The organism is Serpentinicella alkaliphila (assembly GCF_018141405.1).
Classification (GTDB): domain Bacteria; phylum Bacillota; class Clostridia; order Peptostreptococcales; family Natronincolaceae; genus Serpentinicella; species Serpentinicella alkaliphila.
The window spans coordinates 679,173-705,597 of sequence record NZ_CP058648.1 but is presented as its reverse complement, the minus strand read 5'-3'; the positions used below and the strand labels follow the sequence as shown (position 1 = coordinate 705,597).

29 protein-coding genes are annotated in these 26,425 nt (G+C 34.1%); 28 read left to right on the top strand and 1 reads right to left on the bottom strand.

Annotated elements, in window-relative coordinates; genetic code table 11:
* The first annotated feature begins 7 nt into the window (after positions 1-7).
* From HZR23_RS03620 to HZR23_RS03540, 17 genes are all read left to right on the top strand, one after another.
* The gene (locus HZR23_RS03620; RefSeq protein ID WP_132848303.1) at positions 8-724 is read left to right on the top strand and encodes a low molecular weight protein arginine phosphatase; all 717 of its coding nucleotides are present in this window, start codon (positions 8-10) and stop codon (positions 722-724) included.
* Between the two features lie 26 nt (positions 725-750).
* Positions 751-1,200: a ribose 5-phosphate isomerase B gene (gene rpiB, locus HZR23_RS03615; protein WP_132848302.1), complete on the top strand. Its 450-nt coding sequence runs from the start codon at positions 751-753 to the stop codon at positions 1,198-1,200.
* A 16-nt stretch (positions 1,201-1,216) separates the two neighbouring features.
* On the top strand, positions 1,217-1,846 hold the full coding sequence (gene upp / locus HZR23_RS03610; RefSeq protein ID WP_132848301.1) for a uracil phosphoribosyltransferase: 630 nt from the start codon (positions 1,217-1,219) through the stop codon (positions 1,844-1,846).
* A 21-nt stretch (positions 1,847-1,867) separates the two neighbouring features.
* Positions 1,868-2,308, top strand: a complete 441-nt coding sequence (locus HZR23_RS03605; protein ID WP_132848300.1) for a deoxycytidylate deaminase — start codon at positions 1,868-1,870, stop codon at positions 2,306-2,308.
* A 107-nt stretch (positions 2,309-2,415) separates the two neighbouring features.
* Entirely contained in the window at positions 2,416-3,489 is a 1,074-nt protein-coding gene (locus HZR23_RS03600; protein WP_132848299.1) for an MraY family glycosyltransferase, read from the top strand.
* A 181-nt stretch (positions 3,490-3,670) separates the two neighbouring features.
* On the top strand, positions 3,671-4,792 hold the full coding sequence (wecB, locus tag HZR23_RS03595; RefSeq protein WP_132848298.1) for a non-hydrolyzing UDP-N-acetylglucosamine 2-epimerase: 1,122 nt from the start codon (positions 3,671-3,673) through the stop codon (positions 4,790-4,792).
* 108 nt (positions 4,793-4,900) lie between these two features.
* Positions 4,901-5,128 (top strand): AtpZ/AtpI family protein, encoded by a 228-nt coding sequence (locus tag HZR23_RS03590; protein WP_132848297.1) that lies wholly within the window; start codon positions 4,901-4,903, stop codon positions 5,126-5,128.
* 4 nt (positions 5,129-5,132) lie between these two features.
* Positions 5,133-5,549, top strand: a complete 417-nt coding sequence (locus tag HZR23_RS03585; protein ID WP_132848296.1) for an ATP synthase subunit I — start codon at positions 5,133-5,135, stop codon at positions 5,547-5,549.
* Positions 5,550-6,245, top strand: coding sequence for a F0F1 ATP synthase subunit A (gene atpB, locus HZR23_RS03580; protein WP_132848295.1), 696 nt, complete (start codon positions 5,550-5,552; stop codon positions 6,243-6,245).
* A 31-nt stretch (positions 6,246-6,276) separates the two neighbouring features.
* Positions 6,277-6,831 carry an ATP synthase F0 subunit C gene (atpE, locus tag HZR23_RS03575; protein WP_243098208.1) on the top strand — a complete coding sequence of 185 codons (555 nt, stop codon included), beginning with the start codon at positions 6,277-6,279 and terminating at the stop codon, positions 6,829-6,831.
* 54 nt (positions 6,832-6,885) lie between these two features.
* The gene (gene atpE / locus HZR23_RS03570; RefSeq protein WP_090439255.1) at positions 6,886-7,152 is read left to right on the top strand and encodes an ATP synthase F0 subunit C; all 267 of its coding nucleotides are present in this window, start codon (positions 6,886-6,888) and stop codon (positions 7,150-7,152) included.
* 52 nt (positions 7,153-7,204) lie between these two features.
* Positions 7,205-7,711: a F0F1 ATP synthase subunit B gene (gene atpF / locus HZR23_RS03565; RefSeq protein WP_132848294.1), complete on the top strand. Its 507-nt coding sequence runs from the start codon at positions 7,205-7,207 to the stop codon at positions 7,709-7,711.
* A complete protein-coding gene (locus HZR23_RS03560) occupies positions 7,699-8,241 on the top strand; it encodes a F0F1 ATP synthase subunit delta (RefSeq protein WP_132848293.1) in 543 nt (180 codons plus the stop codon). Before atpF ends, HZR23_RS03560 begins: the two co-directional genes overlap by 13 nt.
* A gap of 18 nt (positions 8,242-8,259) precedes the next feature.
* The gene (atpA, locus tag HZR23_RS03555) at positions 8,260-9,774 is read left to right on the top strand and encodes a F0F1 ATP synthase subunit alpha (protein WP_132848292.1); all 1,515 of its coding nucleotides are present in this window, start codon (positions 8,260-8,262) and stop codon (positions 9,772-9,774) included.
* Between the two features lie 48 nt (positions 9,775-9,822).
* Entirely contained in the window at positions 9,823-10,692 is an 870-nt protein-coding gene (gene atpG / locus HZR23_RS03550) for an ATP synthase F1 subunit gamma (RefSeq protein WP_243098207.1), read from the top strand.
* Between the two features lie 21 nt (positions 10,693-10,713).
* Positions 10,714-12,108 carry a F0F1 ATP synthase subunit beta gene (gene atpD, locus HZR23_RS03545; protein WP_132848291.1) on the top strand — a complete coding sequence of 465 codons (1,395 nt, stop codon included), beginning with the start codon at positions 10,714-10,716 and terminating at the stop codon, positions 12,106-12,108.
* Between the two features lie 9 nt (positions 12,109-12,117).
* The gene (locus HZR23_RS03540) at positions 12,118-12,528 is read left to right on the top strand and encodes a F0F1 ATP synthase subunit epsilon (RefSeq protein ID WP_132848290.1); all 411 of its coding nucleotides are present in this window, start codon (positions 12,118-12,120) and stop codon (positions 12,526-12,528) included.
* 44 nt (positions 12,529-12,572) lie between these two features.
* Here HZR23_RS03540 and HZR23_RS03535 read toward each other — a convergent pair whose 3' ends face one another.
* The gene (locus HZR23_RS03535; RefSeq protein WP_132848289.1) at positions 12,573-12,989 is read right to left on the bottom strand and encodes a NusG domain II-containing protein; all 417 of its coding nucleotides are present in this window, start codon (positions 12,987-12,989) and stop codon (positions 12,573-12,575) included.
* A 260-nt stretch (positions 12,990-13,249) separates the two neighbouring features.
* On the opposite strand from HZR23_RS03535, the gene HZR23_RS03530 reads away from it, so the two are divergent.
* From HZR23_RS03530 to HZR23_RS03480, 11 genes are all read left to right on the top strand, one after another.
* Entirely contained in the window at positions 13,250-14,083 is an 834-nt protein-coding gene (locus tag HZR23_RS03530) for a YwmB family TATA-box binding protein (protein ID WP_132848288.1), read from the top strand.
* Positions 14,084-14,126: 43 nt separating this feature from the next.
* Complete coding sequence (gene murA, locus HZR23_RS03525) at positions 14,127-15,398, top strand: UDP-N-acetylglucosamine 1-carboxyvinyltransferase (protein WP_207667866.1); 1,272 nt, start codon at positions 14,127-14,129, stop codon at positions 15,396-15,398.
* 128 nt (positions 15,399-15,526) lie between these two features.
* A complete protein-coding gene (spoIID, locus tag HZR23_RS03520) occupies positions 15,527-16,531 on the top strand; it encodes a stage II sporulation protein D (protein ID WP_132848287.1) in 1,005 nt (334 codons plus the stop codon).
* A 65-nt stretch (positions 16,532-16,596) separates the two neighbouring features.
* Positions 16,597-17,430 carry a M23 family metallopeptidase gene (locus tag HZR23_RS03515; protein ID WP_132848286.1) on the top strand — a complete coding sequence of 278 codons (834 nt, stop codon included), beginning with the start codon at positions 16,597-16,599 and terminating at the stop codon, positions 17,428-17,430.
* A gap of 90 nt (positions 17,431-17,520) precedes the next feature.
* The gene (gene spoIIID, locus HZR23_RS03510; protein WP_132848285.1) at positions 17,521-17,781 is read left to right on the top strand and encodes a sporulation transcriptional regulator SpoIIID; all 261 of its coding nucleotides are present in this window, start codon (positions 17,521-17,523) and stop codon (positions 17,779-17,781) included.
* 308 nt (positions 17,782-18,089) lie between these two features.
* A complete protein-coding gene (locus HZR23_RS03505) occupies positions 18,090-19,469 on the top strand; it encodes a sigma-54 interaction domain-containing protein (RefSeq protein WP_132848284.1) in 1,380 nt (459 codons plus the stop codon).
* A 358-nt stretch (positions 19,470-19,827) separates the two neighbouring features.
* Complete coding sequence (locus HZR23_RS03500; RefSeq protein WP_132848283.1) at positions 19,828-21,003, top strand: CaiB/BaiF CoA transferase family protein; 1,176 nt, start codon at positions 19,828-19,830, stop codon at positions 21,001-21,003.
* Positions 21,004-21,054: 51 nt separating this feature from the next.
* On the top strand, positions 21,055-22,233 hold the full coding sequence (locus HZR23_RS03495; protein WP_132848282.1) for a CaiB/BaiF CoA transferase family protein: 1,179 nt from the start codon (positions 21,055-21,057) through the stop codon (positions 22,231-22,233).
* Between the two features lie 30 nt (positions 22,234-22,263).
* Positions 22,264-23,856, top strand: coding sequence for a BCCT family transporter (locus tag HZR23_RS03490; protein WP_132848281.1), 1,593 nt, complete (start codon positions 22,264-22,266; stop codon positions 23,854-23,856).
* Positions 23,857-24,254: 398 nt separating this feature from the next.
* On the top strand, positions 24,255-25,271 hold the full coding sequence (gene mreB / locus HZR23_RS03485; protein ID WP_132848280.1) for a rod shape-determining protein: 1,017 nt from the start codon (positions 24,255-24,257) through the stop codon (positions 25,269-25,271).
* Between the two features lie 63 nt (positions 25,272-25,334).
* Positions 25,335-26,411 (top strand): flagellar hook-basal body protein, encoded by a 1,077-nt coding sequence (locus HZR23_RS03480; protein ID WP_132848279.1) that lies wholly within the window; start codon positions 25,335-25,337, stop codon positions 26,409-26,411.
* Positions 26,412-26,425: the final 14 nt, after the last annotated feature.

Here is a 26,425-nt window from a genome sequence, read left to right as displayed (position 1 = left end):
TTAAAAGATGAAAAACATTTTATTTGTCTGTACAGGTAATACCTGTAGAAGCAGCATGGCTGAGGCACTCTTGAAAAATAAAATAGAACAGCTTAGAAATAGTGGGACAAGTATAAACAACTGGGATAACATTAAAGTTATTTCAGCCGGAACTGCTGCTTCACCTAAACAAAAAGCTTCACCTCAGGCTATTGAGATTATGGCAGAAAAAAATATATCATTAAAAGAGCATCAGTCAAAACAATTAACTAAAGGACTTATTGATGAAGCTGATATAATTTTAACTATGACAACAAATCATAAAAAGGTTGTACTAGATATGGCACCTGAGGTGGAAAATAAAGTCTATACTTTAAAGGAATATATCTATACTCTTGAAAAAACTGATTCCATATTAGACCAAATGAATGATATATTTCAAAAGATTCAGCAGAAAAGAGAGCAGTTTATATTTAAAAACCAGAAAAGGCTGGATGATTTAAAGAAAAAAAGGGAAGGTTTAATAAGGGATTTAGATGTAATAACTTGGGAAATAAAAAAGATAGAGGACGATTTTTTAGATGAAATTGGAGAAGAGCAGGATAAACTTGTGCTTTTAAAGAGTAAATTACCAGACTTAGATATAGTTGATCCTTTTGGACAGCCTATTAATGTATATAGAAATAGTGCTAAAGAAATAGAGGAATGTCTTGAAAAATTTGTCGAAAAAGGATTTAATATATAAAGGAGTGTACATAGGAGGAGATTTGAATGAGAATTGCTATAGGAAGCGATCATGGAGGATATGACTTAAAAGAAGAAATTAAATCCTATCTGTCAGAAAAAGGCTTAGAAACTAAAGATTTTGGTACAGATAATAGAGATTCTTGTGACTATCCTGATTATGCCATAGAGGTAAGTGAAGCTGTAGCTAAGGGAGACTATGATAAGGGAATACTTATTTGTGGAACAGGAATAGGTATTTCCATAAGTGCCAATAAAGTACCAGGTATAAGATGTGCATTAGTAGGAGATTGTTTCTCAGCAAAGGCTACTAGACAACATAATGATAGTAATGTCTTAGCTTTAGGTGGAAGAGTTTTAGGTACTGGCTTAGCTTTAGAAATAGTTGATATTTGGCTTTCTACAGAGTTTGAAGGTGGAAGACATCAAAACAGAATTAACAAAATAACTGAGATTGAAAAAAAGTATTCTAAATAATAAGGAGGAATTTCAAATGAGTAAAGTTGTAGTAATTGACCATCCGTTAATACAACATAAATTAACGTTAATAAGAGATAAAAATACAGGTTCTAAGGCTTTTAGAGATTTAGTAAAAGAAATATCTATGTTAATGGGCTATGAAATAACAAGAGAATTACCTCTTGAAGAAATTGAGATAGAAACACCTGTATGTAAAACAAAATCTATGGCTATTGCCGGTAAAAAGCTAGGAATTGTTCCAATACTTAGGGCTGGATTAGGTATGGTAGATGGGATACTACAGCTTATACCTGCAGCAAAGGTTGGTCATGTAGGTTTATATAGAGATCCAGAAACTTTGATGCCTGTTGAATACTACTGCAAACTACCATCAGATGTAGAGGAAAGAGAACTAATAGTATTAGATCCTATGCTTGCTACTGGTGGTTCAGCGAACGCAGCTATACAGTTTTTAAAGGATAGAGGGGCTAACTGTATAAAGCTAGTTTGTTTAATTGCTTCACCAGAGGGAATTGAAGTAGTTCAAAAAGAGCATCCGGATGTTGACATTTATGTGGCTTCTGTTGATGAAAAGTTAAATGATCATGCATATATCGTACCAGGCTTAGGTGATGCTGGAGATAGATTATTTGGAACTAAGTAATAAATATCTAGGGGGATAAAAATGAGACCACCTTGGGATGATTACTTTATGGAGATAGCAGAGGTTGTAAAAAAGAGATCCACATGTATTCGTCGGCAAGTTGGGGCAATTATAGTTTCAGACAAGCGGATACTTGCAAGTGGATATAATGGGGCCCCTTCTGGTATTGAACACTGCGAACAAAGTGGATGTCTTAGAGATAAGCTAAACATACCTTCAGGGGAAAGGCATGAACTTTGCAGAGGACTGCATGCTGAACAAAACGCCATTATTCAAGCAGCCCTACATGGGGCATCAATAAAGGGCAGTACTATATACGTTACTCATATGCCTTGTATTATTTGTGCGAAGATGATAATAAATGCCGGTATTACAAGAATTGTTTTTAAAGGAGAATATCCAGACAGCTTCTCAGAGGAAATGCTTAGAGAGGCTGGTATCTTATTGCAAAAATATGATTGATATAGCAATATAATACATTGAAAGTTATACTTAAGTGATGTAAAATATACATTAGGTATTAATGAGATACTTTGGATAAGGGCCTATGATTAACTGGAGGTTATTTAATGTTAACTATATATTTTATATCATTTTTGATAGCGTTAGGAATTTCATATACATTAACACCGTATGCGAAAAAAATAGCATACAGAATTGGAGCTATAGATGTACCTAAGGACAATCGTAGAGTACATAAGAAACCTGTACCACGTTTAGGTGGCTTAGCTATATATATGTCTTTTATAGCAACAACGATTATAACTATTCTCCTAAATAGAAACTTGCTACAAATTATAGCGAGGGACTATATAGGAATATTTATAGGGGCATCAATGATAGTAGGTATTGGTATTGTTGATGATACTAAACAAATTTCCGCAAAGTTTAAGCTAGCTGTACAAATTGCTGCAGCATTAGTGGCTATATACTTTGGTGTAAGAATAGAATTTATAACTAATATTCTTGCAAAAACAACTGGCACAACTGCAGCAGTTGGAATGTTGAGTATACCTTTGACTGTATTTTGGATTGTAGGAATCACTAATACAGTAAATTTAATAGACGGGTTAGATGGTTTAGCCGCAGGGGTTGCTACTATAGCATCTATTTCCCTAGGTGTAGTTTCATATATTAATGGGATGTATCCTGTTGCTTTACTTTTATTTATCTTAGCTGGTGCAACTGTAGGGTTTTTACCATACAACTTTAATCCTGCTGAGATTTTTATGGGAGATACGGGTTCTCTATTAATTGGATTTTTATTAGCGACAATATCTGTAGAAGGGTTAATCAAAACTGCAACTACTATTGCTGTTGCAATTCCAGTATTAGCTTTAGGAGTACCAATTTTTGATACTGCATTTGCGATACTTAGAAGGTTAATAAACAAACGTCCGATTATGGAAGCTGATAAGGGCCATCTTCACCATAGGCTGTTAGACCATGGATTAACTCAAAAACAGACAGTTTTAACTCTTTACTCAATTAGTATTTTCTTAGGTTGTAGTGCAATATTTATTTCAGATACTCAAAATTCAATTGCCTACTTCGTAATAACAAGTATAGCTGTAGTAGTTGTAACTGGGGCATATTTATTTGGTTTAGTAAAACGTCCGAAGGAAGAAAAAGCAAATCTATAAGAAATTTAAAATACGAATAAAAAAATCTACGATATAAAGTAGGTTTTTTTCTTTTTTTGTAGAATATGTCATAATGGTACTAATATTTGGAATAACTATAATGTTAAAAAAGTATAATATATTTCATAATAAAAAATACATATAAAATTACTATAGAAAAAAAGAAAGCAGAGGATAAGAGATGAAATCAATTAAAGTTATGACTGTATTCGGAACAAGACCAGAGGCTATAAAAATGGCACCTTTAATAAAACAACTTGAGCAAACTCCAGGTATTGAGTCAAAGGTATGTGTAACAGCACAACATAGGGAAATGTTAGATATGGTTCTGGATCTATTTGATATAAAGCCAGATTATGATTTAGATATTATGAAGCATGGTCAAACAATCACTGATATAACTACAAGGGTATTAAAGGGCTTAGGAGAAGTATTCAAAAACGACAGACCTGATTTGGTACTTGTTCATGGGGATACTACAACCACATTTGTTGGAGCATTAGCAGCATTTTATGAAAAAATTCCAGTTGGACATGTGGAGGCGGGCTTAAGAAGTGGGAACGTATATTCCCCATATCCAGAGGAAATGAATCGTATATTAACTACACAACTGGCTACCTTACATTTTGCACCGACTGTTCAAAATTTTAACAATTTAAACAATAATGGAATTTCAACCGATAATATCTATATTACCGGTAACACTGTAATAGATGCGCTACTAAAAGTAGTTAAAGATAGTTATAAATTCAATAATGAAGTTATTGATAATATTGATTTTGAGCATAAAAAGGTAATTTTGATGACTTGCCATAGAAGAGAAAACTGGGGCAAGCCTATGGAAGATATATTTTTAGCAGTGAAAGAAATAGCTGAGACATATAGTGATGTGGAAGTAGTGTTTCCCGTACACTTAAATCCTCAGATACAAACCCTAGCCCAAAGCATTTTAGGGAATATTCCGACAATTCACTTGATAGAACCATTAGACTATGAACCATTTGTAAATATTTTGAACAAAAGTTATTTAATTTTAACTGATTCTGGTGGAGTCCAAGAAGAGGCACCATCCTTAGGAAAGCCTATATTAGTATTAAGAACAGAAACTGAAAGACCTGAGGCGGTTGAAGCGGGAACTGTTAAAGTAGTTGGTGTCAATAAGGATAAAATATTCGAAGAGGCTAGTTGTCTTCTAACAAATATTGAGGCATATAATAAAATGGCGAAGGCTCAAAACCCTTATGGTGATGGGAAGGCTTCAGAGAGAATTGTAAAGGCAATTATTGAGAAATTTGGTATATAGATATAAATTCCAGTAAATAGAATATTCATATAATTTAAAACTGTGTTATAATGATATAAAGTATTTAGGAGTTTTAATACCTAAATACAATAGAAGGAGTTGTTTGAGTTGGGTAGGAAAGGAAATGCCTTGGAAAATCTCTCTTTAATTAGCTATATAGGTATATCTATGGTAGTTCCTATTCTCGGAGGATTATATATTGGGAAGTGGATAGATGCACGTTTTGGAACTGATCCAACATTTCTACTCATATTTATTGTTCTAGGTGTAATTGTCGCATTTATGAATTTATTTAAGATAGGAACAAAGGACGTAAAAAATAAGACGAGGAAGTGAAGGAATGGTAGGAGACACAAAAGCTATTAACGTTCAAGTACAACTTCTAAAAGGTGTGATTATATTTAATGGTATAGTTGCATTATTTGCAGTACTTTTGTTTAAGTTAGGTGCTCCATTCTTAATAGGACTTACCTTTGGCACGCTAATTGCATTGTTAAACTTCAGATTATTACATATTACTTTAAATAAAGCAGTACAAATGCCACCAGGAAAAGCACAGGTTTATGCATCCTCTCAATATTTTATAAGGTACCTATTAACTGGTGTAGTAGTATTTGTTGCTATTAGAAATCCAAACTTGAATGTTATTGGAACGATTATAGGGCTTATATCCATTAAGCTTGTAATAATAAAGCAAAATCTATTAAACAGCAGAGAATTTTTCAAAAACATTTTTAGAAGGAGGGAGGAAGAATAAATGGAAGGATTTGGACCTAGGATTATATTTTATATAGGGAACATTCCTGTGACAGAAACTGTAGTTAATACATGGATAATAATGATTGGACTTATCATTTTTTCCTTAGTCATCACTAGGCAGTTTAAGAAGGTCCCTACAGGAAAGCAAAACGTCGCTGAAGCCTTAGTTGATGTAATGAATAAACTAACGGCACAGACCATGGGTGAAGATAAAAAGGCATTTGCTAGCTATATGGGTACGCTGTTTTTAGTACTTCTAATAGCTAACCTATTTGGTTTGTTAGGTTTAAGACCACCAACGGCGGATATAAATACAACTTTTGCTTTTGCTGGAATTACTTTCGTTATGATTCATTTCTTTGGTGCAAAACGAAAAGGCATTGGAAGATATTTGAAAGGTTTTTTAGAGCCATTTCCATTATTATTACCTTTAAACATTATGGGGGAGCTGGCAACACCCATATCCCTGTCGTTCCGTTTATTCGGTAATATAGTTGGTGGAATTATAGTAGTTTCATTACTATATGGTGGGTTATCATCAATAGGAGCATTTATTGGAATAAATAATATTCCTATATTCCAAGCAGGTATACCTGTAGTCTTTCATTTATACTTTGATCTGTTTTCAGGTGTTCTGCAAACCTTCATTTTTATTATGTTATCAATGGTTTTCATATCTTTAGCAATGGATTAATTTTAAATTTATCACCTAGGGGGGTGAGAATTTGCAAAACACAAACTTTATTATGCAGTTTTTAGAATGGTTAATGTCCTTTGATAGAAGAGCTTTAATTCTATCTGCATCAGCAATTGGAGCAGGATTTGCTATGATAGCTGGAATAGGCCCTGGAATAGGTCAAGGCTATGCTGCTGGAAAGGGAGCAGAGGCTGTGAGCTATAATCCTAAAAGCGGTAAGCAAGCAACAATGGTTATGCTTTTGGGAGCTGCAGTTGCTGAAACCTCAGGTATTTTGGCTTTAGTAGTAGCATTAATTATGCTTTTTGCTAATCCGCTGGTGAACTTAACAGGTAGTGCAATTGTTGTTGCTGCATCAGCAATCGGTGCAGGCCTTTCGATGATAGCTGGTATTGGGCCTGGGGTCGGACAGGGCTATGCTGCTGGAAAAGGTACAGAGATGGTAGGTAAAAGACCTAAACATCAATCTGCTATTGTTAGAACTATGTTTTTAGGTCAAGCAGTAGCACAAACAACAGGGATTTACGCATTAATTATTTCTTTAGTTTTATTGTTCGCAAATCCACTGATTAGACTATTGTAAAATAACTAAACTAAAATAAAAAAAATTCTATGTTAAATAAGGAGGAGTTTTATTATGGAACCAATTACAGGTAGAGCGTTAGTATTAGCTGCTTCAGCTATAGGTGCAGGTTTAGCTATGATCGCAGGTATCGGACCTGGTATCGGACAGGGATATGCTGCGGGTAAAGGGGCAGAGGGAGTAGGAAGACAGCCAGAGGCTCAAGGGGATATCGTAAGAACTATGTTACTTGGTGCAGCGGTTGCGGAGACAACAGGTATTTATGGGCTTATTATTGCCTTAATCTTATTATTTGCTAATCCTCTAATAGGATTATTATAGGCGGTAGGGAGGATATCCTCTCAGTTAAACCCATAAGAAAGGAGGCCGTATAATGCAGCAAGGATTAGTTCAATTTAGTTGGACCTTTGTGTTTCAGATATTTAATACAATAATTATATTTTTAGTACTTCGTCGTATTTTATTTCAACCAGTAACAAACTTTATGGATGAAAGAACGAAGAGTATTGAAAATGCTATAAATGATGCGGAATTAAAAAACCAGCAGGCTGATGAATTAAAAAACGATTATGAAAGTAAGCTGGATAATATTAAAGAAGAAAGAAATCAGATTATTAGAGAGGCTACTAAGAGGGCTGAGGAAAGAAGCGATGAAATCATTAAGGCCGCGCAGACTGAGGCTAAACTTATCATTGAAAGGGCAAATCTTGAAATAGAGAGAGAGAGACAAAAAGCAATAAATCTCCTTAAGGATGAGATTTCAGCTCTATCTATTATGGCAGCTACTAAAGTAATAGAGAAGGAGTTAAATGAAGAAGCCCATCAAGCAATGATCAAAAAGTTCATTGAAGAGGTAGGGGATGAGCAATGGCTGAACTAGTTGCAAAAAGGTACGCTCAAGCTCTATTCGAGGTTGCCTATGAGGAAAATAAGCATAAGGAAATTGAAGAGGAGCTATTGGCTCTAATAAATATTTTTGAAACGAATCCGTCTTTTTTTGAGCTACTAAAAACTCCACTTATTACAGTTGAGGAAAAAAAGCAGGTTTTAACAGAGGTAATTGGCGGAAGAGTTTCAACGGAGTTATTTAATTTCTTAAATATTCTCTTAGATAAAGGTAGGGAAGGCTTTATATTTCACATTAGTAGGCACTTTAAACTGTTAAGTGATAAGGTTGAAAACATTACTGAGGCTATAGCTATTACTGCTATCCCTATGAATCAAGATGACTTAACTAGACTTGAGCAAAAATTATCTGTTGTTTCCAAGAAGAAAGTGAAGCTTGTTAATGAGGTGGACTCTTCGGTAATTGGAGGTATTCTAATTAAAATTGGAGATAAGGTAATAGATGGATCAATTCGTAATCGATTATGGAATATTAAACAGCAGTTAACAGAAATGATAATTTAGGAATAGGGGTGATACTAGATGAATCTTAGACCTGAAGAAATAAGCTCCATAATAAAGGAGCAAATAAAAAGGTATGAAAATAAATTAGAAACAAAGGATGTAGGTACTGTAATTCAGGTTGGTGACGGGATTGCCAGAATTCACGGCTTAGAAAAGTGTATGGCCGGTGAGCTTCTTGAATTTGCTGGTGGAGTTTACGGTATGACATTAAATCTAGAGGAAGACAATGTAGGTTGCGTTCTTTTAGGGTCAGATGACAATATTAAGGAAGGTGATATTGTTAAAAGAACTGAAAGAATAGTTGAGGTCCCTGTTGGTGAAGCTCTACTTGGTAGAGTTGTTAATGCCCTAGGTCAACCTATTGATGGAAAAGGTCCAATCAATGCAACAAAATACCGTGAAATAGAAAGAGTAGCACCGGGTATTATTACAAGAAAATCTGTTCACGAGCCATTACAAACAGGCTTAAAGTCAATTGACTCTATGATTCCTATTGGAAGAGGACAAAGGGAGTTAATAATCGGGGACAGACAAACTGGGAAAACTGCCATTGCAATAGACACTATTATTAATCAAAAACAGACTGGTGTTATTTGTATATATGTAGCTATAGGACAAAAGAAGTCAACAGTTGCGGGTATAAAGGAAACCTTAGAGAAAAACGGTGCAATGGATTATACAATCATTGTATCTGCAACCGCAAGTGAGCTTGCTCCATTACAATATATAGCGCCTTATGCAGGCTGTTCTATGGGTGAAGAGTTTATGGATAATGGTAAACATGTATTAATCATTTACGATGACCTATCTAAACATGCGGTTGCATATAGAGCAATGTCTCTGCTATTAAGACGTCCTCCAGGACGTGAGGCTTATCCAGGAGATGTATTCTACTTACATAGTAGACTGCTTGAAAGGGCAGCTAAACTAAATGATAGTCTAGGTGGAGGATCTTTAACAGCTTTACCAATAATTGAAACTCAGGCAGGAGACGTTTCTGCATATATTCCAACAAATGTTATATCCATTACTGACGGACAAATATTCCTAGAGTCAGAATTATTCCACTCCGGGGTTAGACCAGCAGTTAATGCAGGTATTTCCGTTTCTAGGGTTGGAGGATCTGCACAAATTAAGGCTATGAGAAAAGTATCTGGTAAGCTTAGACTGGAGCTTGCTCAATATAGAGAGCTTGCTGCCTTTGCTCAATTCGGATCTGAGCTTGATAGAGAGACTCAGGAACGATTGGCTCAAGGTGAAAGACTAGTTGAAATATTGAAACAGCCACAGTATTCTCCTATGCCTGTAGAAAATCAGGTTATAGTCATATATGCTGTAACTAATAAATATATGTCTGATGTTAAGGTGTCAGATATTAGAGAGTTTGAAAGAGGATTACTTGAGTATGTAAGTACTTACTATTCAGAAGTAGGTAAGGCTATTGCTACTACAGGTAATTTAGATGAGGATATAGAGGAAAAGCTTAAAACTGCCATCGGTGAGTTTAGAAAACAATTCAATGAACAACAATAGTTCAGTTAAGCTTTAGTTTACAAACTCATTATCCCAGGAGGTGATACATTGGCTGGACTTGGTATGCGAGACATTAAAAGAAGAATTAAGAGTGTTAATAGTACTAAACAAATTACTAAGGCTATGGAATTGGTTTCTTCAGCAAAATTACGAAAAGCCCGTATAAGACTTGAAAAATCAAGACCATATTTTATATCCATTAGAAAAACTGTTGAGGAGTTAGTTTCTTCTGCCAAAGGAGTTAATCATGTTTTTCTAAATTCAAGAGACGTAGAAAAATCATTATATATTGTAATTACAGGTGACAGGGGCTTAGCAGGAGGTTATAACACCAATGCTATAAAGATGGCTTTAGCTCAAATTGAAAATAAGAGCAAGGCTACTATTATCCCTATAGGTCTAAAAAGCCGGGATTTCTTCCACAAAAGGAATTATCATTTATCAGCTGAATATACCCATATATCTGAAAATCCCTGTAGTTCAGATGCTAAAAACATTGCGGATTTATGTATAGACTTATTTAATAAGGGAGAAGTAGATGAGGTTATTTTGATTTATACAGAGTTCGTAAGTACTATAAGTCATAAACCTAGGGCTATTAAACTGTTACCACTAGATATAAAATCAGAGGAAAATGAAAAAACTGCAATTGGTGAAGACGAGTTTATGGAATTTCGTCCATCTGTTGAAGGCTTTTTAAATTACCTTGTACCAAAGTTTGTTCAGAGTGTAATTTATGGGGCATTAATAGAATCAGGGACTAGTGAACAAGGAGCTAGAAGGGTTGCTATGGAAAGTGCTACAGATAATGCATTAGATATGATTGACAAATTACAATTACAGTATAATAGAGCTAGACAGGCTTCTATAACGCAAGAAATTGCAGAAATTGTAGGAGGCGCTGAAGCCCTAAAATGATGTAAAAGAGGAGGTAAAGGAATGCCTGAGCAGAATGTAGGTAAGCTGGTTCAAATAATTGGACCGGTTGTAGATATAAGATTTAAAAGTGACAACCTACCGGCCTTATTAAATTCCATTATAATACAAGGAGCAGGGCGTACAGTTACAGTTGAGGTGGCTCAACATATTGGGGATGATACTGTAAGATGTATAGCTATGAGTTCTACGGATGGATTAGTGAGAGGTATGGATGCAATAGATACAGGAGCTGCAATTACTATTCCTGTAGGAAGAGAGACCTTGGGTAGAATATTTAATGTACTTGGTGAGGTAGTTGATGAAAAAGGAGATGTAAATGCTAAAAATTTCTCTCCAATTCATAGGGAGCCACCGGCATTCGATGAGCAGGAAGCTGCTACGGAAATATTTGAAACTGGAATTAAAGTAGTTGATTTAATAGCACCATATTCAAAAGGTGGTAAAATTGGACTTTTCGGCGGTGCCGGAGTAGGAAAAACAGTAATTATAATGGAGCTAATTAATAATATAGCTAAGGAACATGGTGGACTTTCAGTATTTGCTGGGGTAGGGGAGAGAACTAGAGAAGGAAATGACCTTTACCATGAGATGATTGAGTCTGGGGTTATAGATAAGACAACTTTAGTTTATGGACAAATGAATGAGCCCCCTGGAGCTAGAATGCGTGTAGGTTTAACAGGACTTACAATGGCAGAGTACTTCAGGGATAAAGAAGGACAGGACGTTCTACTATTTGTTGACAACATATTTAGATTTACACAGGCAGGTAGTGAGGTTTCTGCCTTGCTAGGACGTATGCCTAGTGCCGTTGGTTACCAACCAACACTTGCAACGGAGATGGGAGTTCTTCAAGAAAGAATTACATCTACTAAAAAGGGTTCAATCACTTCAGTTCAAGCGGTATACGTGCCTGCAGACGACTTAACAGACCCTGCACCTGCAACTACCTTTGCCCATCTAGATGCGACAACAGTTCTTTCTAGACAAATCGCTGAGCTAGGAATCTACCCTGCGGTGGATCCACTGGACTCTACTTCTAGAATACTGGACCCTGCTATTGTTGGAGCAGAGCATTACAAGGTTGCCCGGGATGTTCAACAGGTTCTTCAAAGATATAAGGAGCTTCAGGATATTATTGCAATCCTAGGTATGGATGAGTTATCTGATGAGGATAAATTAGTTGTATCTAGAGCTAGAAAGGTTCAAAGATTCCTATCACAACCATTCCATGTTGCTGAGCAATTTACTGGTATGGAAGGAAAATATGTTCCTATTAAAGAAACTATAAGAGGTTTTAGCGAAATATTAGAAGGAAAGCATGATGATATTCCAGAATCAGCATTCCTGTTTGTAGGAACTATTGATGAAGCCGTAGAAAAAGCAAAAAGAGGGTAGGTGATTTCAATGGCTTCTAAATTTCTATTAGAAATAGTAACTCCTGATAGAGTCTTCTTTGAGGAAGAAGTTGAAATGGTAATAGTAAGAACCAATGAAGGTGATCAGGGGATTTTAAGGGATCACATGAAAATGGTTTCTGAAGTTGCCGTTGGGAGGATAAAAATTAAAAAAGAAGGACAAATTTCAGAGGCAGCTATTGCAGGTGGGTTTATAAAGGTTGACTTGGATAAAACCACGATATTAACAGATGCTGCAGAATGGCCAGACGAAATAGATCCAAAAAGAGCGATGGCTGCTAAGCAAAGGGCAGAAGAGAGGCTTAAAAATAGAAGAGACGGCATAAATGTTTATAGGGCAGAGGTTGCACTTAATAAAGCACTGAACCGCATACAGGTTTATGAAAGTTTTAAAAGATAATATAAAGTATAAAAAAATCCGATTAGATTTACCTAATCGGATTTTTAATATGCAATAATATCAAAATCATGCTGAACCTCTGTTGATTCCTCTATAGAAATATATAGTTTAATAGGTAATGAAACAATCATTTGGTATGACTCGCTTATCCAGCCCATATCCGCATGAATAGATAAGGGGGAAATATTTTTTGAAAGTCTGTGTAATCTTACAGAGCCTTCTAATAGTTCAAGTCTTCCGGTGTACTCTTCTCCGTTAATAATAAACGGAAAATCTATAAACTTTGATTCCTCTGTATATTCAAGTGGAAAGCGATGTATTTCAGCTCCATCTATGTTAATTACTATCTCCTTAATCTCAGCACCACTTGTTAAAAGTCTAGGTATAGCAAATATTGAAGTTGTACTTAGTATAATAATAACGGCTATAAGAGCAATATCTGCCTTTGTAAAAACCTTCATAAAATCCCTCCATCCCTATATATTATATAATATTTCATTTGTTTTTGCATTAACCATTTAAGTCTAAAAAATGGCAGAAAAAATAAATAAAAAATTGGGCTTTCATATGTATATACTCTTTTTATCATGTCAATAATTAAAATACAAAGGGAAGAGCATAAAGTAAATAAGGAGATGTTTTTTGTCCCCCTTTAACATCAAACTTACATAACTTGCCTCTTCCTTTTTTCATGTAAAAAATTAATTAGGAGGTGTAATACATGAAAAGAACAAAGATTATCGGACTTATTTGTATAATAATAATAACTTCTTTTACAGCTACAACTGTATTTTCACAAGTATTTTCAGAAAAGGTTTATGGGGAGCAACTTTTATTACAGATGTTTGAAAAAAGCAATGCAAATATAAGTGAGACAAATGCATACACAAGCCTATACATAGAAGGTAAATATTTTGAAATGGAGCATATGAAAGCTATATTAGATGAATTAATTTCACACTTTCAATATGATGATGAAATTGAAGACATAGTGGAATTTGAATATATTATAGGAGTCCCAGAAGAGGAACATATAGACTATAAAGAGAATACACTTTATATAACAAAGATATCAGAAATTGGATTAAATAAAATTATTGCTAACTATTGTGATCAAGATAGGAATTTATCAACATTTATAATATATTCCTATGAATATGAAGGAAAAAGTGAGTCGTATATTATTATTGACATTTTGCAGAATAAAAGATATAAAGATATGGTGAGCTTACTAGGTAAGAGTAAAGAATTTCTATTAAAATATGGAGAAGACATTAATACTACATTAACAATTGTAGGGACTTATGATGGAAAGCTAAGTAATAGTGATTCTTATAAAATTATGAAGAAGCTTTTACGTAATATAGATGGTAAAATTGTTGAAGAAGTTGAAGATGAGTTTTATACATCAATAACGGCATATACTCCATATCTTGACGAAGCCATTCAGTTTTTCGATAAAAATATAAATTTGCATATGGCTATACGGTACAATGCTTATAAGGATTTAACCTATATTTGGATTGCAACACCTTTAATCACTACAACCTACTAAAATTAATTGCAGTTTGACAGCTGTTGGAAAGCGAGGAATTACTTTGGCTAAAATTATTGTTGAAAAAAGTGGACCTCTACAGGGGACTGTTCGCGTAAGTGGAGCAAAAAATTCAGTATTACCTATTTTGGCTGCATCCTTATTGTCGACTGAGAAATGTTTGTTGGAAGAAGTTCCTGCTCTAAGAGATGTAGATGTTATTTGTGAAGTTTTAATTAGCCTAGGAGCAGATGTAAAAAGACTGGATAGAGAAAGAATAGAAGTAAATGCTTTAAATATTGACAACTTTGAAGCCCCTTATGATTTAGTAAGAAAAATGAGGGCATCATTTTTAGTTATGGGACCACTATTGGCGAGAACTGGTGAAGCAAGAATCTCAATGCCTGGTGGTTGTGCTATAGGTACTCGACCAATAGATTTGCATTTAAAAGGATTTAAAGCCCTAGGGGCTAAAATAACAATAGGACATGGTTTTGTAGAAGCAAAGGCAGATAAACTTATTGGAAGCACAATATATTTAGATTTTCCAAGTGTTGGAGCTACAGAAAATATAATGATGGCAGCAGTTATGGCTGAAGGTGAAACTATTATTGAAAATGCCGCCGAAGAGCCAGAAATTACTGATTTAGCTAACTTTTTAAATAAAATGGGAGCCCATATTGAAGGGGCCGGAACAGATACTATTAGAATAGTTGGAGTAAAGAAGTTAAAGGGTGCTAAGCATAGTGTAATTCCGGATAGAATAGAAGCAGGTACCTATATGGTTGCTGCAGCAATATCTAAAGGTGATGTTACTGTAGACCATGTAGTAATTGATCATTTAAAACCTATGATTGCAAAGCTAAGGGAATGTGGTGTTGAAGTAATCGAGCAAGATGGAGCTGTAAGAGTTATTGCTACGGAAAGACCAAAGGCTGTTGATATTAAAACACTTCCTTATCCGGGATTTCCAACGGATATGCAGGCGCAGTTTATGGCCTTATTGAGTGTTGCTGATGGAACTAGTGTTATGATAGAAACGGTATTTGAAAATAGATACATGCATGTAAGTGAGTTAAAAAGAATGGGTTCAGATATCAAAATTGAGGGAAGAAGTGCGATAATTGAAGGTAAGGAAGGCTTACATGGAGCACCAGTAAAGGCTACTGATTTAAGAGCTGGGGCAGCACTTATATTATGTGGAATAATTTCTGAAGGAATTACTGAAATTTCAGATGTTTATCATATAGATAGGGGCTATGTAAACATTGAAAAAAAACTTAAAGATTTAGGAGCTAATATTTATAGAATAGAAGATGATAATAAAAAGTTCTAAACCTTAAAATTTGGACATATACCTTTATTAAATAAAAACAAAATCTACCTTTGAATTAGGTAGATTTTGTTAAATTTTATCTGCAGTTTAATGGATAAAATAAAAAATTATAAAGGTGGATGTCACAAATGAGGGGTATTTTTTTTGCAATATTTAGCTTTGTTGTAGTTGTTGTTTTAATTCCTTTAGTTATATTAACCAGTTGTGATATAAATATTTTACCCAGAAACAGGGTTGAGGAGAGAGCTATTATTGAGTCGGATTTATCTATTAAAATATATAATCATGAAACAAAGCAGACTATGGAATTATATTTAGAAGACTATTTATTAAATGTAGTAGCTTCGGAGATGCCCGCAGCTTTTGAAATCGAAGCATTAAAGGCTCAAGCTGTAGCGGCACGGACATATGCAATTTGGCGTTATATGAATCACAGTAAGCAAGGGGGCCATCCGGAACATCCTAGCGCAGTTTTATGTACTAGCCATACCCATTGCCAAGAATGGCTATCTACTGAGGAGTTATTAAAGAGACATGGACAAAAGTGGTTTGATCAATATTGGAGTAAAATTGAAGAGGCAGTTAACTCCACTACTGGAGTAGTCATGACATATAATATGAATCCAATTGAACCTTTATATCATTCAACTAGTGGTGGGGCTACTGAAAACTCTGAAGATGTATTTGCAACTGCTAAACCATATTTAAGAAGTGTATCTAGCCCTTATGAACAAGGATCACCAGTGTTAGTAGATAACAAAGTTATAACTGTAAAAGAGTTTATAAATAGAATGAAAAGAGAAAAATCCTCAATTAAAATAAGTGAGAGAAACTTGGCATCACAAATAAAAATAATACAAAGAACTCAAGGGGGCTCTATTAAAGAAATACAAATCGGTGATCAAACATTTACAGGAAGCCAAATTAGAAGAATGTTTGATCTTAGGTCTGCAGACTTTAATGTTGATATTAATGGAAGTTCTGTTGAATTTACAACAAGAGGCTATGGGCATGGTGTAGGGATGAGTCAATGGGGAGCTAATGGAATGGCAAAACAGGGTAGTGATTTCGAAGAGATTTTAAGTCATTATTATCAAGGAATAACATTAAATAAAATAAAAAGCTACAAATAGAAATATTAACCTTACCTGTATAAATTATGGAGTGATGGACATAATTACAGGTGGAGGTGGGATATATGCCCTTAGAAAACAATAATAACAATAAACGAGGAAAAAAAGGAATATATGCTTTTTTAGACAGACAGGGATTCTATATTATTTTATTACTTTGTGTCTGTATTGTAGGCGTTACCGGCTTCTGGGTAACTAGGCAAGAGCCAGATAATCACTATTTTTCAGAAGAGAATTGGAGAAATGAAGAAAATAACTATAACCGCCCGGATATAACCCTGGTTGAAGAAAATTCTGCTAAGGAAGAGGAAGAGGATGACCAGGTTGTAATGGGAAATGAGACGAAAGAACCTTCGGAAAAGCAAAAGGAAGAGAATAAAAATGAAAGTATTAAACCAGAAGAAAATAAAAATGATATAAAAGAAGAAACTGTGGTAGAAACTGTAGAAGAGCCTGTAGTGGAAACTTCGAATAAAGCAGTAATATACAATATGATTCTACCTGTGCAGGGAAGTATTGGAATGCCTTATGCAGAGGACCATCTGGTTTATCATAAAACACTAAATCAGTGGAAAACACATAGGGGAATAGATATTCATGCAAAGGAAGGAACTCCTGTGAGAGCTGCCTTAGATGGAGAAGTAATAGAGGTAATAACGGATAAACTTTTAGGTATAATTATTACATTGCAACATGATGAATATTTATTAACACGTTATAGTAATCTTGCTACTGGAGCCATGGTTTCTGTAGGGGAGTTTGTAGAAAAAGGACAGGTTATAAGTGCTGTTGGAAAAACTTCTTTAGCTAAATCAGAAGAAGGTCCTTTACTACATTTTCAAGTAATAAATGATACAAAATTAGTAAATCCACAATTATTTTTACCAAAAATTAATTAAATTAGGCGAATTTTAATGAATAATTAATTCTAAAACTATTTAACCCCTCATATTATAGAGTAAGACACTATAATTAGGGGGGTTGCTACGTTGAAAGACTATATAGAAAAGCGGGTTGTGCAGATAGCCAATTTTATTTTAGATGAGAAGGCTACGGTACGGCAAACCGCTAAAGTTTTTGGCGTAAGTAAAAGTACAGTCCACAAGGATGTAACGGAAAGACTTCCTAAGATAAACCCTTTAGTAGCGAATCAAGTGAAAAATATTCTTGATATTAATAAAGCTGAGAGGCATATTAGAGGTGGAAAAGCGACTAGGATGAAATATAAAAAAGCTGTTAATAGCAGATAAGATCATGAGAAGAGTGGATTGATCCACTCTTTTCAGTGTGCTAGCATAAAAATTAAACATTTATAATGGTGAAGAAACAAACTCATTTGAAAAAGTAAATACTGTGTTATACTAAAAAAGTAGATATATTTAATATCTATTTTTCTATTTTAAGCAGAGCATATTACACTTAGATTTATGTAATATAGTCAATAAAAGAAGGTAATAGATATCAAAATAGAATTATACAAAATAGGTTATATTTTTTTAACTTAAGATATATTGGTGGGTTGAAGAAGTTTGGTAGCAAAGTACAAGGAGGGTTATACGTGAATTTCGATAATATTGAGCAAGTTTTTGAAAATGATAATTTTAAAGAAATCATCGATAATCTTCATGACGAAATAATGGTTTTTGATAATAATTATACTCTAGTTTATATAAATAAAGCAAGCTATAGACATTATGGGGTCTCTCCAGAGAGTATGATTGGAAAAAAATTTCAATCTTTTGATGGAACGTATTGGGGACAATCAACTCTTCCGATAGTTTATAAAACGAAGAAAATGGTAGCTCGCAAACAAATTACTAAACTAGGTGCAGATGTTTTAACGGTTTCTGTTCCTATATTTGATGAAAATGGTGATATAAAATATGTAGCAATGAGTGTGAATGATATAGATAGTATTAATAAACTTTCCCATCAACAGTGCGAATTTAATGAAGTAGGGATAACTCATAAAAATTTAGTTGATTCAGATGTGAATTTGATTTATCAAAGTGATCAGATGAGAGAAATAACTTCTTTATGTAAGAAGATTTCTAAAGTTAAATCTCCTTGCTTAATACTGGGCGAGACAGGGACAGGTAAAAGTCTTTTAGCAAAGTATATTCATTCAAAAAGTGATAGACGAGATAAACCTTTTATGAATATTAATTGTGCAAGTATAAGTCATAATCTTATTGAATCAGAGTTGTTTGGATATTGTAAAGGAGCTTTTTCAGGTGCTAATAAGGAGGGTAAAAAAGGCCTAATAGAATTGGCTAATGGAGGAACCTTGTTTTTGGACGAGATATCGGAAATACCAATAGCTCTACAGGCAAAATTACTACAAGTAATTCAAGATGAAGAGTTTATTCCTATTGGTGGACAGAAAAGCATTAGGGTTGATATACGAGTAATTGCAGCAACAAATTGTAATTTATTGCAGATGGTAGACTTAGGGACTTTTAGGAGAGATTTATATTTTAGACTTAATGTTTTTGAAATAGAAATTCCTTCTTTAAGAGAAAGGAAAGAAGATGTACTGGCCTTAACTTATTACTATATTAATTTGTTTAATAAAGCATATAAAAGAAATCATACAATATCAAATGAAGCAATTAAGATAATAGGTTCGTATTCATGGCCTGGTAATATTAGGGAGTTATCTCATACAATTGAAAAGCTTGTAGTTCTAGTTGAGGATATTGAAATTACTGCGCAGCATATACCAAAACATTTATACGTATATGAAAAACCTAAAACTACAATTAATACAGACAACAAGTCTTTGGATGAAATGAAAGAAGAACTAGAAAAGCAAATTATTATTAAAACATATAATAAGTATAAAAATAGTGTTAAGGTTGCTCAAGAGCTTAAAATCAGTCAACCAAAGGCTTATAGACTTATAAAAAAATATATTGATAATGAATTGAATAAATAACTGTTAACAAAGATATTATTATTCAATAATAAAATTTTATTTTCGATTATTCATATTTGAAATCTATTCAAAATTGAATAGATTTTAACTACTTAGGTATTAGCTAATTATCAATATTTATAAGGTGATTTTGAAAAATAGTTATTCAAACTTGAATAACTATTTTTTTGTATTTAAATACTATTTGATTGTATACATGATAAATGTTGGAAAATTAACAATGTATAGATTGGCATAGTTTTTGCTCTATATACTTAACAAAGAAATATACTAGGACAAATATACTAAATGTCAATGTTCTTATAAAGTCTTAGTTAATATTACTATCTAAAAACATTTTAGAGAGGGGAGTTTTAAAATGAAAGCACTTGGAGGAGTTAAGGTACTGGATTTCACAGAAAACCTTGCAGGAAACCTTACAACAATGTATTTGGCTAGTTTTGGAGCTGAGGTAATAAAAGTAGAAAAACCTAACGAAGGCAATAAAAGCAGAAAATGGAAACCGCAAAAGGCAGGGAAAAGCTTATACTTCAATTACTTAAATTCTGGAAAAAAGAGTATGACTTTAGATATTAACAAAAGAGAAGAGATAGAGATATTGAAACAAATTATTGAAAAGGTGGACATAATTTGCGAAAGCTATGGTCCTGGTGTTATGGAGAGTTTAGGACTGGGTTATGATGATGTAATTAAAATAAATCCTAAAATAATTTATGCATCATACTCATACTTTGGACACACAGGTCCGTATAAAAACAAAGTAGGTTCTAGTTGTGTTGCACAGGCTTTAGGTGTTTCTATGGACATGACTGGAACTGTTAATAGTTACCCAATCAAAGCGGGAGTAGCTATGGGCGAGTATTATGGTGCTGGGTACCTAGCGACAGGGATAACGCTAGCGCTAATAAATAAACAAATCAATGGTAAAGGACAAAAAATAGATGTTTCATTATTAGATTCCCTATTCTCGATAATTGAAGCTGCTCCTGCTACATACTCTATGAGCGGAGAAATTCAGACAAGAAAAGGAAATTTTGATCCTGCCTGTGCTCCCTATGATACTTTTAAGACTAATGATGGTTTCGTTGCAATTGGTGTAGCCAATGAAGAACAGTGGAAAAACCTATGTAAGCATGTCATTTATATGCCAGAATTAATTGATGATCCTAGGTTTAGTACTAATGAAGGAAGATGTGATGATTACCTAAATAAATTAAGACCTATTGTAGAGTCGTATACAGTAACTACTTCAAAATACGACATCGAGAAAAGATGTAGAGCCGTAGGCATACCTAGTGGGGAAGTATTAGATGTACCGGGCATAGTAACCCATCCACATATAGTTGAAAATGACTTTATGGTGGAAATAGTAGATAATGAAGTGGGTAAAACCAAAGTACCAAAACTACCAATAGAATTAAGTGATACTCCTATTATACTTGATTCATGTGCACCAGAACTTGGAAAAGATACAGATGACATATTAAATGAATTTGGAATTAATAAAGAGTATATGGAAAGTGCAAAAAATTAAATGATCGGGTAAGTTTCTAAAATTTAAAGCTTTAAGGAGAGGAGAAATAAAATGAATCTTTTAGAAGGTGTAAAAGTAATTGATTTTACCCATGCATATGCTGGGCCATTTTGCACATTAAACTTAGCAGACTTTGGGGCAGAAGTTATAAAGATAGAAAGAATTGAAGGAGATGTTTCAAGGGGGTGGGGGCCATTTAAAAACAATTATAGTGGATACTATAGCTCTTTTAATCGAGGGAAAAAAAGCATTACTCTAAACATTAAAAGTGAAGAGGGTAAAAAGATTATTTTCGATTTAGTCAAAGATGCGGATATAGTATGTTCTAACTTTAAGGCAGGGACCTTAGAGAATTATGGAATTGGATATGAACAGATGAAAGAAATTAAACCAGATATTATTTATGCGTCTATATCGGGATTTGGTGATTCGGGTGTACTATCTAAATTTGCAGCATATGACAATGTTGTTCAGGCTATGAGCGGAATTATGGATCTGACTGGATTTCCAGAGGGGGATCCAACGAAAATTGGACCAGCGATTGGGGATAGTTATACTGGTTTGATGTTACTCTTAGGTATAACAACTGCATATTATAATAAGTTAGAGACTGGAAAGGGACAGAAGGTAGAGGTAACTATGTTGGGATCTCTTATTCAAATGGCAACAAATCCAATATTAGAATATACGGCATTTGGTAAAATAATTAGTAGAATGGGAAATATGAATGCCCACTATGCACCTTGTGATGTTTATAAAGTAAAGGATGGATATGTCAGTATCGCAGTAAAAAATGATAAGATGTGGAAAGAGTTTTGTAATGTATTGAATGGACCTGATATACATTCTGATCAAAAATTCAAAGATAATGAAGCACGTATTAAAAATAATCTTGAGCTGAAGGAAATTATTGAAGACAGTTTTACTGAGAAAACTAGAAATGAAGTAGTAGAGAAGTTGGAGAAAATAGGTATTCCAGTGGCATCAGTTCAGAATATACAGGAAGCTTTCGAAAATCCTCATTTGAAAGCTCGAGATATGATAATTGAACTTAATGATCCTGGATTAGGTAAGATAAAACTAGTTGGAAATCCAATTAAGTTATCCGAGAATCCTCCAGCTATAAAAATTTCTTCACCATTGCTGGGAGAACATACGGAAGACATACTTACTAAAATGGGGTTTACAGTTGAGGAAGTTCAAAATCTAAGAAGTAAAAAGGTAGTTTAAATTATAAAATATTGTAAAGGAGTTGTAATAATGAAAAATAAGAGTAATATAGATTATTCTTTAATGTTACCTGGAATTATTGTAACACTTCTTTTTTCAGTATCATTAGTGGTTAATCCAGAGAAGGGATCCGCTATGGTAAATTCGGTGTTTGCGTTTATAACTACTAATTTTAAATGGTCATTTTTACTATTTGGTTTGTTTTCTGTTCTGTTTCTTGTATGGCTTGGATCTAGTCGGTGGGGGAGAATAAAATTAGGTGCTCCTGAGGATAAACCTGAATTTTCTGATTACACCTGGGCTGCAATGGTGTTTTGTGCAGGTATAGGTATTGCTATAGTATACTGGGCGTTTATAGAGCCAGTTTACTATATGGGAGGACCACCTTTAGGAGTTGAGGCAGGATCAATTATGGCTGCAGAGTGGGCAGGGGTACTAGGTCAGTTTCACTGGGGAATTACGCCATGGGCAATATATGCATTGCCGACAATTCCAATAGCCTACGCTATACATGTTAAAAGGGCATCTACTTTAAGACTCAGCACTGCTTGTAAGGGAGTTATAGGTGGTAGGGCAGAGGGAACATTAGGTAAATTAATTAACACATTGGTAATTTTTGCTATGATTGGTGGGGTTGGAACATCTTTAGGTTTAGCAGTACCTCTAGTAACAGCATTAATTGCTAATATGTTAGGAATACCAGAGAGTTTTCAACTACAATTAATTACATTAACAATTTTCACAAGTCTTATTTCAATTACTGTATACGCTGGATTACAAAAGGGCATTGCAAAACTTGCTGATCTTAATACGTACATTGCTTATTTCTTACTGATATTTGTATTTATAGCAGGTCCATCTATTTACATATTAAATCTCTGGGTAAATAGTCTTGGTTTAATGTTTAATGATTTTATAAGACTTAGTCTATGGACAGATCCAATAGCCAACGCTGGGTTCCCTGAGGGGTGGACAGTATTCTACTGGGCTTGGTGGATTGCCTATGCACCAATGATGGGATTGTTTGTTGCAAGAATATCTAGAGGCAGAACAATTAGGCAGGTAGTATTTGGAGAATTAATTTTTGGAAGTTTTGGATGTTGGGTATTTTTCGCAATATGGGGCGGTTACGCTATAGATGTACAGACATCTGGTGCTTTGGATGTGGCGAAGATTGTTAGTGAAGTAGGTACTCCAGGTACAATTATAGCTATTTTGAGCACTCTACCAGCAGGTAAATGGCTAATTATACCTATATTTACTATTCTTTGTATAGTGTTTCTGGCAACAACTTTAAACTCAGCTGCATTTACTCTTTCAGCACAGGTTACAAAAGAAATTAGTGGGCATGAAGAACCAAATAAATGGAATAGAACTCTATGGGCAATCTTCTTAGGAGTTTTTGCTGTAGGACTTCTTGCTACTGGTGGGTTAACAGCTGTACAACTAGCGTCAATTGTAGTTGCTTTACCATTAATGCCAATACTTATAACTATGCTGTTTTCATTATTAAAGTGGTTAAAAGAAGATTATGGAGCTCAGTTAACACCTAAGACTGTTGTGTTAGAAACCAGTGAAATAATATCTATAGACAAAACAAGTACTGAAGCAAAATATAGCTAGTTGAATTTAGGAAAAGTTGATGTTATTGTAACGGTTAAAGATGAAGTAGCATGCTTTTAACGTTAACATTTTGACAAACCTACAAAAGTGGGTATGTCAATAATCTGAGTGGATTGATCCGTTCTTTTAAGAGTATAAAAATTTGTTTTTACCATTCATATGAATTAAATAATAGAACAATATAGGGCGATGAAAAAAATCCATCGGCCTATATTTTTTCTAAAAAAAAATAATAAAAAAAGTCGATATTTAGAGGAATTTGCAAAAATATATCGAAGTAATATTATTGGTGCTTTTATTAAGGCACAATAGTAAAAATTAAAGACTGTTTCGCTTCCATATAAATTTATCATTAGATATAACAGTCATCATATAAAAATCATAAAGGTGGGAAAGTAATGTTTGGTACGGATATTGGAATTGATTTAGGAACCGCTAGCGTATTGGTATTTGTTAAGGGTAAGGGTATTGTGCTTCAAGAACCTTCTGTTGTAGCTATTGATAATAATACTGGAGAAATACTGTCAGTTGGGCAGGATGCAAGAAATATGCTTGGAAGAACACCAGGAAATATTGTTGCGATTAGACCTCTAAGAGAAGGTGTCATATCTGATTATGAAATTACAGAAAAAATGTTAAAATACTTTATTAGGAAAACAGTGGGAACAAGATTGTTTTTTAAACCCAAAATAATAGTATGTGTGCCGAGTGGAGTGACTGAGGTTGAAAAGAGAGCAGTAATTGATGCTTCTAATGAAGCAGGAGCAAGAATGACCTATTTGATTGAGGAGCCTATTGCTGCAGCTATAGGGGCTGGATTAGATATTGCTCAACCAACAGGACATATGATTGTAGATATTGGTGGGGGAACAACTGATGTTGCAGTTATTTCATTAGGTGGTATTGTAGTTAGTACTTCAATAAAAATAGCTGGGGACAAATTTGATGAGGCAATCGTTCGTTATATGAGAAAGAAACATAAAGTGATGATTGGTGAGAGAACTGCAGAGGATATGAAAATTCAAATAGGTGCTGCATATCCTAGAGATAAAGAAACTAAGATGAATGTTAGAGGTAGAAATTTAATTTCTGGTCTACCAGTAAATATTGAAGTAGATAGTGAAGAAATGCTAGAAGCGCTAGATGAAAATGTCTCAGCTATTGTAGATGCTGTACATGCTGTCTTAGAAAAAACTCCACCAGAATTAGCTTCTGATATTGCAGATCATGGCATTGTTATGACTGGAGGCGGAGCATTACTGTGGGGACTTAACAAATTAATCGAGAAGAGAATAGGGATACCAGTATATATTGCAGAAGATGCTGTTTCCTGTGTTGCAAAAGGAACTGGTAGAGCATTAGACTCTATTCACCTTTTAGAGCAAAAAAATACCAAAAATAGATATAGAGGATAAGCTAAACTAAAAAAGTATAATAGTCGATAATATTATATAGATTTTAATGTGAGGTGAAGGTTGATGCTAAGGGGCTTATACACAGCAACTTCTGCTATGCAAACATCCCAGAAAAAGCTTGATGTTACGTCAAATAACATGGCTAATATGAATACAACAGGCTTTAAAAAGGATGTAGTTGTTACAGAGGCGTTTCCAGAGGTTTTTTTACATAAATTAAAAGGCTCAATTGATAATAAATCTGTGGAGAATAGATTATTTGTTGATGTTAAAAAGACAGGTAATGAATTTAGTTTATCTACAACTGGTGGATTTTTTTCAGCTGATAGTCTAAATGGGGTAAGCTTTAGTAGGTCAACTTTATTTTCTATAGATGAAGAAGGCTATCTAAGAACTTTTGTTAGAGATTCTGATGGAAACCCAAATTTCTCAGAAGGAAACTATATACTAAGCCAGCAAGGTAGTAGAGTATTCGTTGGTCAAGGAAATGTTGACATAAATGACAAGGGACAAGTTATGGTCAATGGACAACAGGTAGGTGACTTAGTTAAGGTTCCACCTAGAGGTGTCATAGGGACGATAAATAGTGGGCTTAGACTAGATAGAATTCAAACTAAGTTCAGGCAAGGAAGCTTCGAGGAAACTGGAAACCCCTTAGATTTTGCAATTGAAGGAAATGGTTTTTTTCAAGTACAAACTCCACAGGGGATTATGTATACTAGAGATGGTAATTTTACACTAAATAACAATGGTGAGATTGTTACGACAGAAGGTTATTTATTATTAGGTCAATATGGCTCCATACTTTTAGACTCTAAGGATTTTCAACTAGGCCTAAATGGAGAAGTAGTTGTTAATAATGAGGTAGTTGACCAGATTAATTTAGTAGGGATAAAAAATCTTCATGATTTAAGAAAGTACGGAGAAAACCTTTATTATATGGATGAAAGTAAGACTTTGGAAATTGAAGAATTTGAAGGGAAAGTAATTCAAGGTTTCTTAGAGGGGTCAAATATTAACCCTATAGAAGAAATGGTTAATATGATAAATATTTTAAGGCTGTATGAATCAAATCAAAAGGTAATTAGATCATATGATGAGATTTTGCAAAAGGCAGCCAATGAAATTGGTAAGTTGTAAAGGGAGGTTTAAAT

Coding starts and splice junctions, on each gene's coding strand:
- atpE (WP_090439255.1), top strand. CDS start 6,886: ATGGAACCAATTACAGGTAGAGCGTTAGTATTAGCTGCTTCAGCTATA.
- HZR23_RS03530 (WP_132848288.1), top strand. CDS start 13,250: ATGAAAAGAACAAAGATTATCGGACTTATTTGTATAATAATAATAACT.
- upp (WP_132848301.1), top strand. CDS start 1,217: ATGAGTAAAGTTGTAGTAATTGACCATCCGTTAATACAACATAAATTA.
- HZR23_RS03540 (WP_132848290.1), top strand. CDS start 12,118: ATGGCTTCTAAATTTCTATTAGAAATAGTAACTCCTGATAGAGTCTTC.
- atpF (WP_132848294.1), top strand. CDS start 7,205: ATGCAGCAAGGATTAGTTCAATTTAGTTGGACCTTTGTGTTTCAGATA.
- HZR23_RS03495 (WP_132848282.1), top strand. CDS start 21,055: ATGAATCTTTTAGAAGGTGTAAAAGTAATTGATTTTACCCATGCATAT.
- HZR23_RS03585 (WP_132848296.1), top strand. CDS start 5,133: ATGGTAGGAGACACAAAAGCTATTAACGTTCAAGTACAACTTCTAAAA.
- HZR23_RS03500 (WP_132848283.1), top strand. CDS start 19,828: ATGAAAGCACTTGGAGGAGTTAAGGTACTGGATTTCACAGAAAACCTT.
- HZR23_RS03620 (WP_132848303.1), top strand. CDS start 8: ATGAAAAACATTTTATTTGTCTGTACAGGTAATACCTGTAGAAGCAGC.
- spoIID (WP_132848287.1), top strand. CDS start 15,527: ATGAGGGGTATTTTTTTTGCAATATTTAGCTTTGTTGTAGTTGTTGTT.
- HZR23_RS03490 (WP_132848281.1), top strand. CDS start 22,264: ATGAAAAATAAGAGTAATATAGATTATTCTTTAATGTTACCTGGAATT.
- wecB (WP_132848298.1), top strand. CDS start 3,671: ATGAAATCAATTAAAGTTATGACTGTATTCGGAACAAGACCAGAGGCT.
- rpiB (WP_132848302.1), top strand. CDS start 751: ATGAGAATTGCTATAGGAAGCGATCATGGAGGATATGACTTAAAAGAA.
- atpD (WP_132848291.1), top strand. CDS start 10,714: ATGCCTGAGCAGAATGTAGGTAAGCTGGTTCAAATAATTGGACCGGTT.
- atpA (WP_132848292.1), top strand. CDS start 8,260: ATGAATCTTAGACCTGAAGAAATAAGCTCCATAATAAAGGAGCAAATA.
- HZR23_RS03480 (WP_132848279.1), top strand. CDS start 25,335: ATGCTAAGGGGCTTATACACAGCAACTTCTGCTATGCAAACATCCCAG.
- atpB (WP_132848295.1), top strand. CDS start 5,550: ATGGAAGGATTTGGACCTAGGATTATATTTTATATAGGGAACATTCCT.
- HZR23_RS03600 (WP_132848299.1), top strand. CDS start 2,416: ATGTTAACTATATATTTTATATCATTTTTGATAGCGTTAGGAATTTCA.
- HZR23_RS03605 (WP_132848300.1), top strand. CDS start 1,868: ATGAGACCACCTTGGGATGATTACTTTATGGAGATAGCAGAGGTTGTA.
- HZR23_RS03535 (WP_132848289.1), bottom strand. CDS start 12,989: ATGAAGGTTTTTACAAAGGCAGATATTGCTCTTATAGCCGTTATTATT.
- HZR23_RS03560 (WP_132848293.1), top strand. CDS start 7,699: ATGGCTGAACTAGTTGCAAAAAGGTACGCTCAAGCTCTATTCGAGGTT.
- mreB (WP_132848280.1), top strand. CDS start 24,255: ATGTTTGGTACGGATATTGGAATTGATTTAGGAACCGCTAGCGTATTG.
- HZR23_RS03515 (WP_132848286.1), top strand. CDS start 16,597: ATGCCCTTAGAAAACAATAATAACAATAAACGAGGAAAAAAAGGAATA.